The following is an 18657-nucleotide window of genomic DNA, read 5'->3' as shown; positions in this document are numbered from 1 at the left end:
AACCTACGGCAGAAAACTCTAACCAGAAATGGTCCAGTTTTCAGGTGGCAGAGCAGGTCGCACAGCTGGTGGCCGAATGCACCGATGCCGATAAGGAACCTAAGCCGGAATGGCGGCCGCGCAAGGAAGCCTACATCGCGAGCCTCGCACAATGGATGAATTGTCAGAGCGTTACTGAACCGGCGCTAGCCGCCGCCCGATCGCCTGCCCCATCCGCAGCGGATCTCCCGCCTTCAACCCGTCGAGCCATGCCACCCGGTTCGGTTCGAACAAGAGCACCACGGTCGAGCCGAGGTAGAACCGGCCCATCTCGTCGCCCGCGGAGAAATGACGCACGTCACCGCTGAAGTCTTCGTGCACCACATCGCGGCCATGACCTGCGAACCGGTGCGGCCAGACGGTGTCGATCCCGGCCACAATCATCGCGCCGACCATTATGCTGGCGAAGCCGCCATCCGGTCCGTTGAACAGGCAGGCGAGCCGCTCGTTGCGCGCAAACAGGCGATTCACGCCCGCTGCCGTCATGGTGTTCACCGAAAACAACTGGCCGGGAATATAGGCGCTCGACCGCAGGATCCCGGCGGCAGGCATGTGCACCCGGTGGTAATCGCGCGGGGAAAGGTAGATCGTGATGAACTGACCGCCCTCGAACCGCTGCGCTTCCTCCGCTCCGTGTCCGAGAATTTCCTCGGCGGTGAAATCGCGGCCCTTGGCCTGGAATATGCGGCCATCGGTGATCGAGCCCAGCTGGCTGATCGCGCCGTCGGCGGGGCTGAGGATGAATTCCGCCGGATCGGCCAGCGGGCGCACACCGGGCTTCAATTCGCGGGTGAAGAAGTCGTTGAAGCTCGCAAACTGGCCGATCCCGCGCGCGGCATCGGCCATGTCGACGTCATAGGTCGCGACGAAGCGGCGGATCAGACGGTCGCGCAGCCAGGGCTGCTCGCTCGACGCGAAGGCGCCGGCGAACCGCGACAAGGCGTGTTGCGGAAGGGCGTGCTGAAGCAGAATGAAGGGTGCGGGCATACCCCCTCTTAATCATCCTGCGCCGCCGATCATAGAGGGCGGCGGGTCGGGAAGTGAAACGCGCAGGCCAAAGCGCCCGCAAGCTGGGTCAGCCCCCGCGCACCCGCGACAGGAACCCGCGCACCTGCTCGCTGAGATGCGTCGCCTGTGCTTCCAATTCGTTTGCGCTGGAAAGCACCTGGCTGGCTGCCGCGCCGGTCGAGAGCGACAATTTGCGCACGTCCTCGATATGTCCGGCAACGTTTTCGGTGCTGCGCGCGGCCAGATCGATGCTCTGCGCCAGATCCCGGCCTGCGACCGATTGCTGATCGACGGCGGTTGCGATGGACACGGCGGTGGATTCCAGTTCCTTGACCTGTCCCGCGATCGAGCGCAGCGCCTTGACGCTGGCCCCCGTGGTGGACTGCATCGCGCGTACCTGATCGGCAACCTTCTCGGTCGCGCGGCTGGTCTGCATGGCCAGTTCCTTGACCTCGCTGGCGACCACCGCGAACCCGCGGCCTGCCTCTCCGCCGCGAGCGGCTTCGATCGAGGCGTTCAGTGCCAACAGGTTGGTGCGCTGGGCAATGGTCTGGATCAATTCGACGATCTGGCCGACTTCCTCTGCCGAGGCTGCAAGCGCCGAGATGGTCTCGTCCGCCTCACCGGTGGCTTCGGTGGCGAGGCGGGCAAGTTCGCTGGAAGACGCGGCCTGACGGCTGATCTCGCTGATCGACAGGGCAAATTCGTCGCTTGCGGCAGCGGCTGCGGTGGCGCCCGCGTTGGCTTCCTCCATCGAGGCAGCGACATCGCCGGTCCGGCGGCTGGCTTCCTCGGCGCTCGATGCCATGCGGGTTGCGGTGGTGTGAAGCTGGCTGGAGGCGGCTGCGACTCCGCCCACCACTTCGCCGACGGTGCGTTCGAATTGCAGCGCCACGTCTTCGAGCATCGCGGCCTTGCGCGCATCGGCTTCGATCCGCTCGCGCTCGCGCTCCTGCTGCAATTGCAGTTCCTGCTCGACCTTTTCCGACCGTTCGCGCGAACGATCCTCCATCCACTTGTTGGCCCGCTGGAACAGTTCGAGTGCGCGGACCATCTGTCCGATCTCGTCCTTGCGTTCGCCGCCGCTGATGGTGAAGTGCCGGTCGCCCGAAGCCAGCTGGTTCATGCCTGCAGTAATCTCGCCGATCTTGCTGGAGAAATCGCGCGACAGATAGGCGAGGCCCAGCAGCAGCACGACTGCGCCGATAAGCGCGAGTACTCCGAGGATCAGGACCATGTTGAAGAAATAGGCGATCCCCGTCGCTTCCTGCGCATCGCCTTGGGCGGCCAGATCATCGGCGAGCCGGCGTGCCTCTTCGACCAGTCGGTCACCTTCGGCAGCGACGGCGGCGGCGGCGGCATTGGCGTTGCCGCCAGCGCGCACGGCGTCGTCCGCACGGTCGGCTTCGTTCCGCATCGCATCCACACGGGCATCCAGATCATCTGCGCGCGGCGCCATATCGGGCAGGTGTTCGGCCAGCCCGGCGCCAATGGCGGAAACCTGCGTCATCACCTGCGCTTCGCTGGCGCGCCGGCTTTCACGCACATCGGCAGATCTGTCATAAAGCGCGCGCACCGAATGGTAGCGCAGTTCCCCGGCAGCCGATTGCAAATCGCCGGCGGCCACCACCGCTTCCTGCACGCGGGCCGAAGCATTATAGCGGTTCCAAAGCTCTCCCAGTCCCAACCCCAGCACCAGCGACATGGCGACGCCGACGGCGAAGAAGGTGCCGAAGATCGCGTTGATCTTGTTGGTCAGCGTCAGATCGCGGAACCAGCCGAGCCGTTCGAGCAGGCTGGTGCTGCCGGACGCGCCGGGCGTCTCCGCCGGTGCCGGCGTGCCTTCGAGCTCGGTTTCTTCTCTGAGGTCGCGCACGTATCCGGGAACGGCCTGTTCCTCGCGCCGCTCCTGCAGGGTCATCATGTTCATGCCGCATTCCCCCGGGGGTGGTGTTCAAGCAAGTGTGAAGGAAAATCCTTTCCAAAAGCTTGATTCCGGCCACGAAGCCCTAGGAAAAATGCGGATTACCCGGTCCGCACCCGGGTAAGGAAGTCTTGGACCTGCTGCCGCAGGATGTTGGCCTGACCTTCGAGGCTGGTTGCACTCGACAGGACCTGGCTGGCCGCCGACCCGGTCGAAAAGGCCATCTGCCGCACTTCCTCGACATGGCCCGAAACCCGTTCCGTGCTGCGCGCGGCAAGGTCGATACTGCGCGCGAGATCCTGCCCGGCGACCGATTGCTGATCGACCGCGCTGGCGATCGAGACGGCGGTGGTTTCCAGCTGCTGGATCTGGCCCGCGATCGAGCGCAGGGCTGTGACGCTGGCGCCGGTGGTGTCCTGCATGGCGCGAATCTGTTCGGCGATCTTGTCGGTCGCGCGGCTGGTCTGGTTGGCGAGTTCCTTGACCTCGCTTGCCACCACAGCAAAGCCGCGCCCGGCCTCGCCGCCGCGCGCCGCCTCGATCGAGGCGTTGAGCGCCAGCAGATTGGTGCGCCGGGCGATGCTCTGGATCAATTCAACGATTTCGCCGACCTGTTGTGCGGAAATGGTCAGCGCGCCGATAGTGCTATCGGCCTCGCGCGCTGACAGGGTCGCCTCGCGCGCCAGTTCGGCCGAGCAGGCGGCCTGACGGCTGATCTCGCCGATCGACATGGCGAATTCATCGCTGGCCGAAGCGGCTGCGGTGGCGCCGGTATTGGCCTCCTCCATCGCGCGCGCGGCCTCACCGGTGCGGCGGCTGGTATCTTCGGCTGTGGTGGCCATCAGTTTCGATGTGGTCTGCAACTGGCTCGATGCGGCGACCACGCCGGTCACGACTTCGCCCACGGTGCGTTCGAACTGGTCGGCAACATCGCGCAGCATCTTGTCGCGGATGATCCGGGCATCTTCCTGCTGCACCTGCAGCCGGGTCTGTTCGTCCAGCTCGGCGCTGACACGCTCGGCCCGGTCGCGGCTCAACCGTTCCAGCCGCACTGCGGCGCGGTGGAACACTTGGAGAGCGCGGGCCATTTCGCCGATTTCGTCGCGGCGGGTTGCGCCGGTGACGAGCACATCCTTTTCGCCCGATGCCAGCCGGGTCATTTGCCCGGCCATGGCCTTCAACGATCCGCCGACGGCCTGATTGACATAGCGCTGCGCAATCAGCGTGATCAGCGTCAGCACCGCAGCAATGCCGATCCACGCGAACAGCAGCGAGGAAATCAGATGCGCGCCCGCGTCGGAGCGTTTGTCCGCATCCTCGCCCAGCAATTGCGCAAGGGCGCGGCCCGCGTCGAGAACCGCGCCGCCGGTCGCCGCCAGCTCGCGCGCCTGATCGTTGTCGCGGTCGGCATCGACTGGCGCCGATTCGATTGCGGCTATCTGGCGGCGGAAATCGGCCACGCCCTCGCGGAGCAGCGCAAGCCGGTCGTCGGCGTCGGCATTGGAGGCGCGTAGATCGGTTCCGAAGCTGGCGATTATCCGGTCGGCGGCGACGAGTTCATCCAGTGCCGCGCGCGCGCGGCCCCGGTCGCTGCTGACGATCAGGGATTCCGCATGGCGCTGGTTTTCGCTGAGATGGACAACCAGCCGCTCCGCCTCGAGCGCGCGGTCATGGGTCAGATTGATCCCCTCCGCACGATTGCCCAGCTCGACGAATCCGCCGATCGCGAACAATCCGGCGCATAGTGCAAAGACGAGGTTGATGGTGAAGAAGGCCGTCACCTTCCCGCCGACGGACAATCCGCCGAACCAGCGATGCAGACCGCGGAGAGGCCCGGTCTGCGTTTCGTCCCTGTCAGCGGCATGCTCGGCAGCGTGCTTTGCGGCAAGATCGATGGCGACTTCGTTAAGCGCGCTCATGCGGCCTGACCTTTCAGCGACTTGCCATTCTGGCGTTCGATCAGGCGATCGATTTCGGCTGCGGGAAGGGCGCGGTAATAGAGCCAGCCCTGAATCTGGTCGCACCCGGCCAGACGCACCAGTTCGGCCTGTTCTTCGGTCTCGACCCCTTCGGCGGTCACGCCCATCTTCAGCGCACGGGCGAGCGCGATGCTTGACAGCATCATCGCCCGGCTGCCTTCATCGCCCCCCGCCAGTTCGATCAGGCTGCGATCCAGTTTGAGCTTTTCGAAGCGGAACCGCCGCAGGAACCCGATCGAGGCATAGCCGGTGCCGAAATCGTCGAGCGCGATCCGCACGCCGAACGAACGGATCACATCGAGCGTGCGTTCGGCCACCACCGGGTCCATCACCAGACAGGTTTCGGTGACTTCAAGTTCCAGCCGGTGCGGCGGGAAGCCGGTCTCTTCCAGCACCTCGCCCAATTTGATCGGAAATTCGGGGTTGCGCAGCTGCGCTGCCGAGACATTGACCGACAGCGTGATATCGTCCCAGCGCAGCGCATCGCACACCGCCTGCCGCAGCACCCACTGGCCGAGCGGATTGATCAGTCCCGAATCCTCGGCCACCGGCACGAAAACCGCAGGGCCAAGCGGCGGGCGATTGCCGCGATCCCAGCGCAGCAGCGCCTCGACCGCAACGATCCTGCGATCTCCGGCATCGACCAGCGGTTGATACGCCAGCGAAAACTCCCCGGCGGCAATCCCGGTGCGGATTTCGTCCTCGATTTCGCGCACACGTTCGCGGCGGCGATCGAAGCTTTCGTTGAACCACGTGCAGCGCATCTTGCCGCTGCGCTTCGACATAAACATCGCCACATCGCCGCGGCGTAGCAGTTCGGACGACGGCACGCGAAGAGCGGCGGTGCTGCGGGCAAGCCCGATGCTGGCGCCGACCGCGATCTGACGGCCATCGATTGTGATCGGCGTGGCCAGGCGTTCGATCAGGCTGCGGCACATGCCTTCGAGGATGGTGCCCGACACCTTGCCGCCCATCACCGCCGCGAATTCGTCGCCGCCCAGCCGGTAGCAGCGCGCCTCGGGCCCGCACACCTCGCGCAGCACCTGACCATATTGTTCGATCAGCTGATCGCCCACGGCATGGCCGAAATGATCATTGACCTGTTTGAAACTGTCCAGATCGATCAGCGCCAGCGCCACTTCCTCGTCGCCGATCGACATGCGTTCGACATCTTCGTGCAAGGCCCGGCGATCGGGCAGGCCGGTCAGCGGATCGGTGACGCTCAGCTCCGCAAGCTCGCGCACATTGGCGACCGCAGTTGTGCCGAGCAGCACCAGTATGGCGGAATAGATCAGAATGGTGGCCGTGATCAGCGGGCCGGGCGCGATGATGGTCAGCCGGTCGTTGAGGCTGACCGCCAGCGTCGCGACCCCTGTAATCAGGCAGGCGATCGCCATCGGTACCAGCACCAGGCCGGCGGGCGTCAAACGCAGGGGCTTTTTGGTTAGCGACAAACTCAAATTCCCGATCCGTGCAGCGCAAGCTTCGCCTTCGGTGAACAGGATCGTAAACAGCAGCGGCTAAGGAAGAGTAAAGCCTGCACCGCGTTGCTACCGTAGCGCAGGCCCCTGCGCCGTTCAGCCAGCGCGCAGGTGGCGCGCTTCGCGGACGGTCTGCAGCGGCTCGAAAAAGCTCGCCCGTCCGGGGGCGGGGAGGAAGCGTTCGGTCTGCCCGACCACGGTTTCGCCCGCGCCCAGCATCAGGAAACCATCGGGCATAACCGCGCTGGCAAGCCGATCGAACGCAGCGGTCCGGGTGGGGCGATCGAAATAGAGCAGCACATTGCGGCACAGCACCAGATCGAACGGCTGGCGTCCGGGGTGCGGGCCGAGCACATTGTGCTGACGAAAATTTACCATCTGCCGCGTGTTTTCGCGGATCTGCCAGCCGGGCGCGGCTTCATCGAAATGGCGCAACATCTGCGTCACGCCCAGCCCGCGCTGCACTTCGAACTGGCTGTAGAGCCCGCTGCGTGCGGCGCTGATCGCACGGTGGGAGACATCGGTGCCGAGCAGTTCGATGGTCCATCCCCGCCAACGCTCCTTCTGCTCCGAAAACAGCATCGCCAGCGAATAGACCTCCTGCCCGGTTGAACAGCCCGCCGACCAGATCGACAGGCGCTTCACCGCGGCGCGGCGATTGGCAAGTTCGGGCAGGATTTCGTGCGGCAGCTGGTCAAAGGTCGGCTTGTCGCGGAAAAAATAGGTCTCGTTGTTGAGCAGCGCCTCGACCACTTCCTGCGACAGATCGGGGCTTTCAGGCCCGGTGCGCGGCGCGGCGAGCATGCAGACGAGCTGATCGACATTGCTGATGCCGTGATCCCGGAAAATCCCCGCCAATGCCGAATTGACCCGCCAGCGGCGGCTTTCGGTGAGGTGCTGGCCGGTGCGCGCGGCGAGCAAATCGGCGATGATCTGGTGCGAGGCTTCGCTGGTTTCCACGGGTGCGCGCCTCAACCTTGCCGCAACAGCGGTGCGCTGGCCTGCGCCATGATCGCTTCGCCGATCTGTTCGGGTGTTGCGATCAGGCTGGCGAGGCCCGCCTTGGCGACCGCCCCAGGCATGCCCCACACTGCGCTGCTGGTTGCATCCTGCGCGTAGATCGTGCCGCCCGCAGCCACCAGTTCGCGCGCGCCTTCCAGCCCGTCGCGGCCCATGCCCGACAGGATCACCCCCAGCGCGCGCCCTTCGCAGGCAGCGGCAAGGCTGGACAGCATCGGGTCGACCGACGGCAGGCAACCGCTGGCGCTGGGTTCCGAGCAGATGCGCGTGACCAGCCGGTCGCCCGTGCGGCGCACCAGCATGTGGCCATGTCCGGGGGCGACGAGAATGCGTCCGGCGCGGATTGCGGTTCCATCCTCGGCGATATCGGCCGGGCGACCGCAGGCGCTTTCGACCTGCCGGGCAAATACCGGGATGAAGGATGCAGGCAGGTGCTGGGTGATGAGGATCGGCCAGTCGCATTCCGACCGCAGCGAGCGCAGCAGCAGGCCCATCGCGTGAATTCCGCCAGTCGATGCGCCGATGGCGATCACATCCATCCGGCGCATGCGCGGAGAGGAGGCAGGGCGCACGAAAGAGCGTTCGGTCGGGCCGGTTCCCTTGGCCGCAGCCTCGACCGAGCGCGCACCAAGCGCGCGGATCTTGCCGAGCAATTGTGCGCGGTAATCTTCGTTGAAGCCGCCGGGGCGCGGTTTCAGCAGGGTATCGGCAGCCCCCATCTGGAGCGCGGCCATGGTATGTTCGGCCCCGTCCACGGTCAGCGATGATACCACCAGCACTTGCGGGCTGGCCGTAGTGGCCAGGATCGCGGGCAGGGCATCCAGTCCGCCCATGCCGGGCATTTCGAGATCGAGCAGCACCACGTCGGCCGGTTCGGCGGCGAGTTGGGCGATGGCGCGTTCGGCGCTGCTGGCGGTGCCCGCGACGATCAGCGCCGGATCGCTTTCCACCATCCGTTTGAAGACCGTGCGCACCGTCAGCGAATCGTCGACGATCATCACCCGGATCGCCTTGGCCATGCTGGCCGTGCTGCGCCCCGCAGTCGCGGGAAATGGGCGGGCCGCAGGGCTCACGCGAAGCCGACGAGCTGCAGCTTGATCTGGAGAGTTTCGTGATCGAACGGCTTCATCACATATTCGTCCGCGCCGGCTTCGATCGCTTCGCGAATATGCGCCACGTCGTTCTCGGTAGTGCAGAACACCACCTTGGGTCTGTCTCCGCCGGGATGCTTGCGCAGGTGGACGAGGAATTCGATGCCTGTCATCACCGGCATGTTCCAGTCGAGCAGAACCACGTCGGGCATTGCCGTCCCGCAGGCATCGAGCGCGGTCTTGCCGTTCTCCGCCTCGTCGACAGTGAAGCCGAGCGTTTCGAGTATGTGCCGCGAAACCTTGCGGATCACCCGCGAATCATCGACGATCAGGCACGTTTTCATGGCATTTCCTGCGTTGGACCCGGTCTGAACCTAGGAAGATTGGGTAAGTTTTGCATTAAGCCGCAACCTCGATATCGCCGCGCGGGCTTTCGGGACCGGCGATCAGGGCGGCCAGATCGATCAGCAAGGCAGGGCCGGTCATGGTCTCGATCATGCCGGTGGCGATGCGCGACCATTCGGGGCCGAAGCCGCCGGGAATCTGCCCCGGAACGCCGGCGGCGGTGGTGATATCCTCGATCCCGTCGACCATCAGCGCATAGGAATGCCCGCCGCAGGCAACCACCGCCGCGCGATCATCGGTGGGCCATTGCGCAGTATCGAAGCCGAGCGCGCTGCGGCAATCGATTACCGTCAGCGACTGGCTGCGCAGCGCGGTGATTCCGGCGACGAAATCGGGCGTGCGCGGCACCGGCGTGATGCTGCCGAGTTCGATCACCGACTTCACATCATGCGCGCCGAGCGCGCAGCGGCGTCCGGCGATCTGGATGATGACCAGCAGTTCGCTCATGCGCGGGGCCCTCCTGCAACGCGGGCATGGCGCACCGCAGTGAGCGCGGCGAACAAGGCTTCGCGGTCATAACGATAGATGGTGGCGCTGCCGCCCTGCGAATCATCGGGGTGGTCGCGCAGGCGGATCACCGGCCCGGCTGGCGGGCGGCCGAGCGCTTCGGCGACTTCGAACATGTCCTCGAACATGATCTCGAGATCGCCCGGTCTGGCCATCCCGGCAGGCACGACTTCGTACCCGGCCGAGATCACCAGCGGGGCAAGGATGGTGCGTGCCCATTCGCTGTCGGGCAGGGTGCAGCGCGGACGCATTCCGGGAGCGGCCTCGGGCGGCTTGCCGTGGCGGGCGAAAAGTTCGTGCGCGTCGATCAGCGCCACCGGCTCGCCATCGACCAGCGTCAGCGCCTCCACCAGCGGATCTTCGGGCACCGGGGTGAGCGCTTCGGTCAGCAGGATCGCGTCCTTCACCTCGCGCACCGCGTGGAGCAGTTCGCAGGTTCCGTCGCTGAGGCGCAGCAGGCGCAGTTTGTCGCGGTCAAGCGGTGCGTCGGGCAGGCCCACCAGCGGCAGGATCAACCCATCGATCACCACCCGCGCGCGCGCGCCGGAGCGGTCGATCGCGGCAGTCGGCGTGGTCTCGATGCGCTGCACCAGTTCGAGCCGCACGGCCGACCGGCGTCCGGCGAAATCGGTAAACAGCATCGCCCGTGCCGCAGCGGCGGTTGCAGCAGCCGTGTCCTCCTCCGGCGGCTGAAGCACCCGCGCGCGCCCGTCCGAGACCAGATCGTGGTGCGCGGCGATATTGGTGACATCCAGCAGCAGCACCGGCTGGCCATCGTCGAGCAGGGTCGATCCGGCATACAGCCCGGACTTCATCACCGCAGGCGCCAGCGGCTTGACCACCAGATCGCCGTGGCTGTGAATATGATCGACCGCCAGCGCGAACAGATCGCCGCTCGCCAGCCGCAGCAGCACCAGCGTGAAGTCGCGTGCGGTGATGTCGGGGTGTTCCAGCCCGAGCACCTCGTCCAGCATCAGGCAGGGGATGCGGTTGCCGCGGAAGGTGACCAGCGCGGTCTCGCCCATGCGGGTGAAATCGAGCGCACCGGCAGTGGCCTGGACGATTTCCTCGACATAGCCCTGCGGGATCGCGAAGCGCTGCCCGCCGACTTCGACCGTCAGCCCGGCGATGATGCTGAGCGTCAGCGGGATCTGCATGGTGAAGTGCGTGCCTTCGCCCGGCTGGCTCGATACCTTGATGCTGCCGCCGACCTTTTCGAGGTTCTGGCGCACCACATCGAGACCGACTCCGCGGCCCGAGACATTGCTGACGGTTTCGGCGGTGGACAGGCCGGGTTCGAAGATCAGGTTCAGAATCTTGTCGCGGCTCATCGCAGCGCGTTCGGCGGCGCTGATGAGGCCGTTGGCGATCGCCTTGGCCGCGATTCGCTCCTCGTCCAGCCCGCGTCCGTCATCGCTGATGACGATCCCGATGGTATTGCCCGATTGGCGCGCGGCGATGGCGATCAGGCCAATCTCGCGCTTGCCGCCCGCAAGCCGCGCGGACGGCGGCTCGATCCCGTGGTCGATGGCGTTGCGGATCAGGTGGGTCAGCGGATCGCGGATCGTCTCGATCATCTCGCGGTCGAGCTCCACGTCGCCGCCGTCGCAATCGACCATCACCTGCTTGCCGAGGTCGGCGCTGAGATCGCGCACCAGCCGGGGCAGGACGCTCAGCAGCGTCTCGATCCGTTGCATCCGCATCCGGGTGATGGCGTCGCGCACGTCGGAAAGGATCGCGGTCAACCGTTCGAACGGGCCGTCAATTGTGGGCTGGTTGCCCGCCTGTCGCAGCCGGTGGGCAAGATCGTTGCGGGCCAGCACCATATCCGAAACGCCGCTCATCACCCGGTCGAGCAGTTCGACCGGCAGGCGGATGGTGCGCTGCCCGGCGGCATCGGCGCGGCGGACGGCAGGGCTGATGAAATCATCCGCCCGTTCCAGCAGCGCGCTGGCGGGGGCATGGAGTAGGGGATCTGCGCCTGCATCTGCCGCACCCGGCGCTGCATCGGCGGTTGCTTCACCCGGGCCATTGACCGCGTCGATCAGAGCTTCGTCGCCGCCTTCGGGGAAGTCTTCGCCCGCTTCGATCGCGTCGATCATCTGGGCGATCCGGTCGATAATGGCGAGCACCGCTGTGACAAGGCGCTGGTCCGGCTCACGCCGACCGGCGCGGCAATCGGCCAACGCGTCTTCGGCGGCATGGCTGAGGCGGGCGAGGCGCGGAAAATCGAAGAAGCCGCAATTGCCCTTCACCGTATGGACAAAGCGGAAGATCGCATCGATCCGCGTGCGGTCGTCCGGATCGGCCTCCCAAGCGACGATTTCGCCGCCGGAAGCCTCCAGCATTTCGCGGGTCTCGGCGATGAAATCCGCCAGCAGATCGTCCATCAGGTGCGCGCCCTTTTGTCTTGCGGGACACGCTATGCGGCAGGGTTGGTTAATTAAGACCTAGCGCGGCCTGCCCCGTGCGCCGGGGCCGAAGCCTGCCGGGTGAAGATATGGCGCACCAGCAGCACCGCTGTCACCGCGCCGAACACATTGGCGGCGAGTTCCGCAGTGTAGATCGCCGCGCTGCCCATGCCGGGCTGCAATATCAGCGCGACCGGCAGCATCACCAGAAACACCCGGCCCACCGACTGCACCAGCGCATAGCCTGCCTTGTCGACCGCGTTCATGATGCCGTTGCCGACGATCAGCAGCCCGAACCCGGCATAGCCCCAGGCCGCGATTTCGAGATAGAGCGCGAATTCGGCGACGACAGCCGGATCGTCGGTGAACAGCCGCGCGAAGCTTTCGCCCGCCAGCACCATCGCAATGGCGACGAACAGGCCCCACACCACGCAGAATCCCGCCGCCCATAGCGCCGCCTCACGCGAACGGTCATACCGGCGCGCGCCCCAGTTCTGGCCGACGATTGCCCCGATCGCGCCCGACAACCCGAGCAGCGGCACGATCACGAAGCTTTGCAACCGGCCCGCCGCGCCGAAGCCCGCCACCGCCGCCTCGCCTTCCAGCGCGACCAGCGCGGTGAGGATCGAGAGGCCGAGCGGGTTGATGGCATTGGAGAAGGCGGCGGGCAGGCCGACCCGGATGATCGCCTTGGCCGGATCGATCAGGCTGCAATTGCGCAGCAGCGAAAGATCGAGCGGCAGCGACGTCGTCCGCGTCAGCCAGATCGCCACCGCTACCCCGATGGCCCAGCCGATCACCGTGGCATAGGCCGCGCCTGCCATGCCGTAACCCTCGATGCCGAAAGCGCCGGTGATAAGCAGCGGATCGAGCACCCAGTTGGCGGCCGCATAGGCGATGCTGATGGTGCTGGTGCGCCGCGCCTCGCCCTGTCCGCGCAGCACCCCGTTGAAGCCCATGATGACAAGGATCAGCGGAAAGCCGATGGCATAGGGCTGCATATAGGTGCGGATCACCGGCATCAGATCGGCCGGCGCGTTCATCGCTGTGAAGATCGGATCGATCCCGAACCACAGCATCGTTGCCATGGCGATCCCGCAGGCGGCGGCGAACACGATCCCGAAATTGGCCCGCCGCGCCGCGCGTTCGTGATCACCTTCGCCCAATGCGCGGGCGACCACCGAATTGATCCCGACCATGATGCCGACACCCAGCGATGTGATCGCTACCGAGACGGGGAAGATAAAGGATATCGCCGCCAGCGCATCGCTGCCCAGCTGGCCGATGAAATAGGCGTCCACCAGCCCGATCGACATGATCGCCGCCACGCCGATCACCATCGGCAGCGTCTGGCTGACGAGGTGCCCCGGAATGCTGCCGTTGACCAGTCTGGGAAGGCTTTGATCGGACGCGCTCATCTGACTGCAAGGCGTAGCGGGACAGCGCACCGCTTGCAAAGCATTCCCCGCGCCGCGATAATGCGACCAAAGCGCGACGCGACGCGAGGAGAGAACACGTCATGGCAACCCAGCTCAAACCGACAATCGAATGCAGCAAGGAAGAATGGCAGGCACGGCTGGATCTGGCCGCCTGTTACCGCATCTTCGATCATCTCGGCTGGTCGGAATCGATCTACAACCACATCTCGCTGAAGGTGCCGGGGGAGGAGGATACCTTCCTCATCAACCCGTTCGGCCTGCTGTATTCGGAAGTAACCGCCAGCAATCTCGTCAAGATCGATGTCGAAGGCAATAATGTCGGCGGGTCGCCCTATATGGTGAACAAGGCGGGCTTCACCCAGCACGCCCATTTCCACAAGCATCTGGGCGAAAAGGCGGATGCGATCTGCCACGTTCACACCACCGCGACGATGGCGGTGTGCAGCCACAAGGACGGGCTGCTGCCGACCAATTTCTACGCCTGCAATTTCCAGGGGCAGATCGGCTATCACGATTTCGAAGGCATCACCGTGCGCGCGGAAGAAGGCGAGCGGCTGGTGCAGAACCTCGGCAATCACACCATCCTGATGCTGCGCAACCACGGCCCGGTGGTGATGGACCGCACCATCCAGGGGATGTTCGTCAAGATGTGGGCCTTGCAGCGCGCCTGCGAGATTCAGGTGGCGACGCTGGGCATGGGCAATCCGACCCTTGTCCCGCAAGAAGTGGTCGACGTGCATCAACGCGATCTGTCGGTGATGAGCGGGCAGGGCGGCGCCGGCATGTTCGACTTTGCGGCATGGACGCGCCGGGTCGACAAAATCGACGATAGCTGGCGGCAATAAGCCGGTGCCCGCTTTGCGCCGGACGCGTGCGGCCTGTTTCCTACCGGCGATGAAGCTGTCAGGCGTGGCGGTATGACCTGTATCACTCACCCCCCGTGTGGCCGCAATAATGCAGGGGCCAGTGCGGGGGCCGGTTTTCGGTTCCTGGACAGTGTCTCATGTGTCTCCTACAGGCCGCCGGCTGAACGCCAGACGGGGCAGGACGGGAGGCAATCATGTCCCGCATGACCGTTAACGAACGGCCGGTGGAGTTCGATCTCGATCCCCGGATGCCGCTGCTTTACGCGCTGCGTGAGGCGATGAACCTCACCGGCACCAAGGCGTGTGGCGGCGGCGAATGCGGCGGCGCCTGCATGGTGCTGGTCGACGGGGTCGCGCTGCGATCATGCAAGATCACCTTGGCCGAGGCCGAGGGACGGATCATCACCACCATCGAAGGGCTGTCGCGCGACCGGTCGCATCCGGTGCAGCAGGCGATGGTGGCGCAGCAGGCGATCCAGTGCGGGTACTGCACCCCCGGCATCGTCATCGCGGCGGCGGCGCTGATCCAGCGCAACCCTTCGCCGAGCCGCGAGGAGATCGAAGGCGCAATCCCGAACATGTGCCGCTGCGGAGTCTATCCCCGGCTGGTAAGCGCGGTCGAACAGGCCGGCCGGGTGGCGCAGCGACAGGAGCGCATCAGCGCCGCGCCCGCGCCGGGCATCAGCGCCGAAGACGCGGCCAAGGCTGTCCCCGCGCTGCGGGCGCCATCCGAAATGGACGACGCCCGCTAGCCTTCGTCAGAACCGCCCGCTGATCGTGAGCCGCGCGTTGAGCGGCGGGGCTACGGTCAGTTCGTTGGCCGAATGGGCGGTAGGGAAGTACAGTTCGTCAAGCAGGTTCTCGACATTGACCTGCACGCGCAGATTGTCGCTGACGTCGTAAAACACCGCCATGTCGACCCGCGCATAGGCGGGCAGCGTTGCGGTGTTGCCATTATCGGCAAAACTGTCGTCCTGCGCAGTCAGGCCAAGGCCGAAGCCCAGTTGGTCGGTCGCCTGGAAATTGTTCCAGATCGAGAACATATGCTCGGGCAGTTCGCGAAGCCGCCGACCGGTCGGCCCGGTGCGGCCTTGCTGTTCGCCGTCGAGATAGGAATAGCCTGCCGACAGGAACCAGTTGTCGGTGACCTGCCCCTGCAACTGGGCTTCGAACCCGCGGATCTTGGAATCGACCACGTCGAGCGTATCGGGATTGGCGTCCGACACCTGCGGCGACGACTGCTCGATCTGGAACACCGCGCCAGTCAGCGCGAGGCCGGGGCGGATATCCCACTTCACCCCGGCTTCGAGGTTGGAGAACGTATCTGGATCCAGCGCATCGGCAGGCGGGTTGATATCGGCGAACTGATCGCCCGAGCGCGGCAGGAAGGTTTCGGAATAGCTGGTGTAAAGCGACAGGTTCTCCTGCGGCTTGACGATCAGGCCTAGGCGCGGGGTGATCTCTTCGTCCTTGCGGGTGCGCACTGTGCCAGTGCGGTTGTCGAGTACGGTGATCTCGAAGCTGTCGAACCGCGCGCCGAGCACCACGCGCAGCCATTCGGCCACCTTGATCTCGTCCTGGATATAGGCCGACAAAACGGTGAGGTCGGCTTCGGTATCGTCGTTGAGCGCGGTGAAGCCGAAATTTGTGGTGCGCCCATCGGCCAGCGTGCCGACTCCGCCGCGCAGCGGGAAGGGACGCACCGCCGGGAAGATCTCGACATCCGCACGGCGCCCATCGGCGACGGCGGTATCGAACACCGCGTTGAAGCGGGTATTGTCGTTGCTGGTTTCGATATACTCGCCGCCGAGGATCAGCGTGTGCCCGACCCCGCCGGTGTCGAGTTCGCCGATCAGATTGCCCGACAGGACAAGGTTCTGCCGCTTGCCCGAATCGATGTAGCCATCGATCGATACCTCGTTGTCGGCGGGGTTGTATCCGACCGGGAAGACGTTCGAATAGACCTTGTCGTAATCACCGTAGGACGCGGTGAAATTGCCCTTCAGGCTCTCGGCAAAGCTGTGCTGGATCGTCCCGCGCAGCACGTGCGCCTCGAAAGTGGCGAAGTTGTTGGCCGGATCGCCGAAGGTGATGCGTTGCAGGAACCGCGCCGGATCGCCATTATCGTCGCTGGGAATGCCGCGATCGATGAAGCGTTCGTGGTTGAGGTATTCGTAGGACAGGTCGACCGTGGTGGTGCTGCCCAGTTCGGCGCGGAAGGTGGGGTTCACGCTGAACTGCTCGCCGTCGAACAGGTCGCGGTGGTTGTCCAGATGCTCGTAAGCGGCATTGATCCGCAGCGCCGCGTTGTCGCCGGTGGCGAGGTTCACGTCGGCCCAGATGTCGTAGGCGCCGATGCTGCCGGCCGATGCGCGCACCCCGACGAAGGTCTCGCCCACGACGCCCTTCTTGGTCACGCGGTTGAGGATGCCTCCGGTGCCGCCGCGCCCGAACAGCAAGGCATTCGGCCCGCGCAGGATTTCGACCTGTTCGAGATTGTAGAGCCCGCGGTAATATTCCACATCGTCGCGCACCCCGTCGACGAAGAAATCGGCGGTCGAGCGGACCCCGCGAAACACCACGGAATCGCGGTGGCCTTCGCCCTGCGAATTGGTGACACCGGGAGTGTAGGCGACGATATCGCCGATGCTGTCGAAGCCCTGACGCACGATCTGATCGGCGGTGACGATGCTGAGCGACTGCGGCACGTCGATGACCGGCGTGGGCGTCTTGAGCGCGTTGAGCCGATTGGAATAGAGCACGCCGCCGGTGACCACGATCTGTGGCCCGGCAGCATCACTTGCGTCGGTAGCCCCTTCAGCAGCGTCTGCGGCGGCCGACGCTTCGGCAGCGGTTTCGGCGAAGGCGGGGAAAGCGATGGAGGCGCAGCCCAGCAGCAGTGCGGTGCGCGCGATCGGGAGAATCATGGAGTGCCTTTCGTCAGTAGGTTGCGGCGCGCTATTGCAACTTACTCGCATCTGCAAGTCCTGTCGGATGCCGAGGCTGATAATCATGAAACTGTGGCATTTGTGCCGCTTGGCGTTGCTCCGCCGGTGCTCGACGGAGCGCTGGCGAATGGGCGGTGTTGCCGCCCGGCTACTCGAAGGTTTCGCGCTCCGCAGTCAGGGCCGCATCGGGTTGCAGCGCGAACCAGCCATGCGCCAGCACTGCGGCACACAGCGCGATTATGAGGCCAAAGCCGAGCCAGTCCGAACGGCCGTACAGCCACACGCCCAGCGCCGGGGCGTAGATGTAACTCGCCCCGGCAAGGCTGGCGACAATGCCCGACGCCTGCCCCTGCTCGGCGCGCGTCACCGCCAGCGAAGTTCCCGCCGTGGTGCCGGGACGGAACAGGCCGAAGCCCAGCGACGCGATGGCATAACCTAGCGCGATCAGGTGCAGATCGCCCGCCACGGCCAGCACTGCGGTGCCGAGCGCCGCCGTCGCAATCCCCCACAAGGTCGCAGCGCGCGGGCCGAGGTCGAAGCGCGGGATCAGCCCCCATTGTGCCAGCAGGGTCGCGATCGCGCCGCTCATCAGCACCAGCCCGACCGGCCCGGCGCCTTCTGCCGGGGTGTCGCGCAGCCCCAGCCGGTCGAGCACGAGGAAGCCTGAAATCCCCAGCACCATTGCCTGTGCATGACCGCCGAAGAACCCGGCGAACACCCAAGGACGCAGTCGCGGATCGAACCAGCCCAGGCGCGGCGGTTCCGCGCCTTCCTTCGGTTCTCCGCCTTCTTCCGGATCGAGGGTGGTCTGCGGATCGCTCGGCGCGCCCGATCCGCTCGCATAGGCCGTTGCCTGACCTCGCGCGGCGAATTGCGGCTCGTCGTTCGGCAGGCGCAGACGCAGCAGCACCAGTGCCACGACGCCAATCAGGGCAAAGCAGATGAACGGTCCGGTGAGGCCGAACCCCAGAAACGGTAGCACCATCAACGGCGCCAGCGCGGGGCCGATCACGGTGCCCAGTCCGAAGCTCGATGCGATCAGCGAAAGCGCCTGCGTGCGTGTCGCACGCGGGGTGCGTGATGCGACATAGGCCTGCACCGCGGGCGGCGCGGCGCTGCCGAACCCGCCGTAAAGACTGCGTGCCGCCGCAAAGGCGATCAGCGCCCAGAAGGCCGAAAGCCAGCCCGACAATCCGGCATACAGCGCCAGCCCGCATAGCAGCATCGAAAGGATGAAGCCGACCAGCCCCAGCGCCATCATCGCCTTGCGCCCACGCTTGTCCGAGCGTCTTGCCCAGAACGGGGCGCAAACGACCCACAGCAGCGCCGACCAGCTATAGGCCAGGCTGATCCACACGTCGGCAACGCCCAAAGCGGTGCCGATCGAAGGCATCACCGATTGCATCGCGGTGTTGCCCGCCGCTGTCACCAGCATGACCGTGAACAGCAGCGCCATGCGCGATGGCGGGATCGCCCGCCCGGCCGGGGCTGCTGCCGGCGCTCTACTCAGATCGGGATCGGTGTCGGCCATCTCAACGC

Annotated in this window: 14 protein-coding genes; 2 read left to right on the top strand and 12 right to left on the bottom strand. The window is 65.6% G+C overall.

The features are described 5' to 3' along the window. Positions 1 to 171: 171 nt before the first annotated feature. From asd to Q0L48_RS14370, 10 genes are all read right to left on the bottom strand, one after another. Complete coding sequence (gene asd, locus Q0L48_RS14415; RefSeq protein WP_296722102.1) at positions 172 to 1026, bottom strand: archaetidylserine decarboxylase; 855 nt, start codon at positions 1024 to 1026, stop codon at positions 172 to 174. 88 nt (positions 1027 to 1114) lie between these two features. Then, complete coding sequence (locus tag Q0L48_RS14410) at positions 1115 to 2977, bottom strand: methyl-accepting chemotaxis protein (RefSeq protein WP_296722101.1); 1863 nt, start codon at positions 2975 to 2977, stop codon at positions 1115 to 1117. A gap of 95 nt (positions 2978 to 3072) precedes the next feature. Beyond that, a complete protein-coding gene (locus tag Q0L48_RS14405) occupies positions 3073 to 4890 on the bottom strand; it encodes a methyl-accepting chemotaxis protein (RefSeq protein WP_296722099.1) in 1818 nt (605 codons plus the stop codon). Then, a complete protein-coding gene (locus Q0L48_RS14400) occupies positions 4887 to 6377 on the bottom strand; it encodes a bifunctional diguanylate cyclase/phosphodiesterase (protein WP_296722098.1) in 1491 nt (496 codons plus the stop codon). The genes Q0L48_RS14405 and Q0L48_RS14400 overlap by 4 nt, the downstream gene beginning before the upstream one ends. 150 nt (positions 6378 to 6527) lie before the next feature. Then, positions 6528 to 7391 carry a protein-glutamate O-methyltransferase CheR gene (locus Q0L48_RS14395; RefSeq protein ID WP_296722096.1) on the bottom strand — a complete coding sequence of 288 codons (864 nt, stop codon included), beginning with the start codon at positions 7389 to 7391 and terminating at the stop codon, positions 6528 to 6530. An 11-nt stretch (positions 7392 to 7402) separates the two neighbouring features. Next, positions 7403 to 8470 carry a chemotaxis-specific protein-glutamate methyltransferase CheB gene (gene cheB, locus Q0L48_RS14390; RefSeq protein WP_296722094.1) on the bottom strand — a complete coding sequence of 356 codons (1068 nt, stop codon included), beginning with the start codon at positions 8468 to 8470 and terminating at the stop codon, positions 7403 to 7405. Positions 8471 to 8520: 50 nt separating this feature from the next. After that, a complete protein-coding gene (locus Q0L48_RS14385) occupies positions 8521 to 8886 on the bottom strand; it encodes a PleD family two-component system response regulator (protein ID WP_296722093.1) in 366 nt (121 codons plus the stop codon). 55 nt (positions 8887 to 8941) lie between these two features. Next, positions 8942 to 9394 carry a chemotaxis protein CheW gene (locus Q0L48_RS14380; protein ID WP_296722091.1) on the bottom strand — a complete coding sequence of 151 codons (453 nt, stop codon included), beginning with the start codon at positions 9392 to 9394 and terminating at the stop codon, positions 8942 to 8944. Then, positions 9391 to 11844 (bottom strand): chemotaxis protein CheA, encoded by a 2454-nt coding sequence (locus Q0L48_RS14375; RefSeq protein ID WP_296722089.1) that lies wholly within the window; start codon positions 11842 to 11844, stop codon positions 9391 to 9393. Before Q0L48_RS14375 ends, Q0L48_RS14380 begins: the two co-directional genes overlap by 4 nt. Before the next feature lie 53 nt (positions 11845 to 11897). Beyond that, positions 11898 to 13283 (bottom strand): MATE family efflux transporter, encoded by a 1386-nt coding sequence (locus Q0L48_RS14370; protein WP_296722088.1) that lies wholly within the window; start codon positions 13281 to 13283, stop codon positions 11898 to 11900. Positions 13284 to 13384: 101 nt separating this feature from the next. Between Q0L48_RS14370 and Q0L48_RS14365 the strand changes: the two genes are divergently transcribed. After that, the gene (locus Q0L48_RS14365; RefSeq protein WP_296722086.1) at positions 13385 to 14149 is read left to right on the top strand and encodes a class II aldolase/adducin family protein; all 765 of its coding nucleotides are present in this window, start codon (positions 13385 to 13387) and stop codon (positions 14147 to 14149) included. A gap of 215 nt (positions 14150 to 14364) precedes the next feature. Beyond that, positions 14365 to 14922: a (2Fe-2S)-binding protein gene (locus tag Q0L48_RS14360; protein WP_296722085.1), complete on the top strand. Its 558-nt coding sequence runs from the start codon at positions 14365 to 14367 to the stop codon at positions 14920 to 14922. A 6-nt stretch (positions 14923 to 14928) separates the two neighbouring features. Here the strand turns inward: Q0L48_RS14360 and Q0L48_RS14355 are convergent, their stop codons facing one another. Both Q0L48_RS14355 and Q0L48_RS14350 read right to left on the bottom strand, forming a co-directional pair. Further along, positions 14929 to 17097: a TonB-dependent receptor gene (locus Q0L48_RS14355; protein WP_296722083.1), complete on the bottom strand. Its 2169-nt coding sequence runs from the start codon at positions 17095 to 17097 to the stop codon at positions 14929 to 14931. Positions 17098 to 17266: 169 nt separating this feature from the next. Continuing rightward, on the bottom strand, positions 17267 to 18649 hold the full coding sequence (locus tag Q0L48_RS14350; protein ID WP_296722082.1) for an MFS transporter: 1383 nt from the start codon (positions 18647 to 18649) through the stop codon (positions 17267 to 17269). Positions 18650 to 18657 lie beyond the last annotated feature (8 nt).

The sequence above is a fragment of the Erythrobacter sp. genome (assembly GCF_024305245.1).
Taxonomy (GTDB): Bacteria; Pseudomonadota; Alphaproteobacteria; order Sphingomonadales; family Sphingomonadaceae; genus Erythrobacter.
This window is presented reverse-complemented; position numbering and strand designations above follow the sequence as displayed.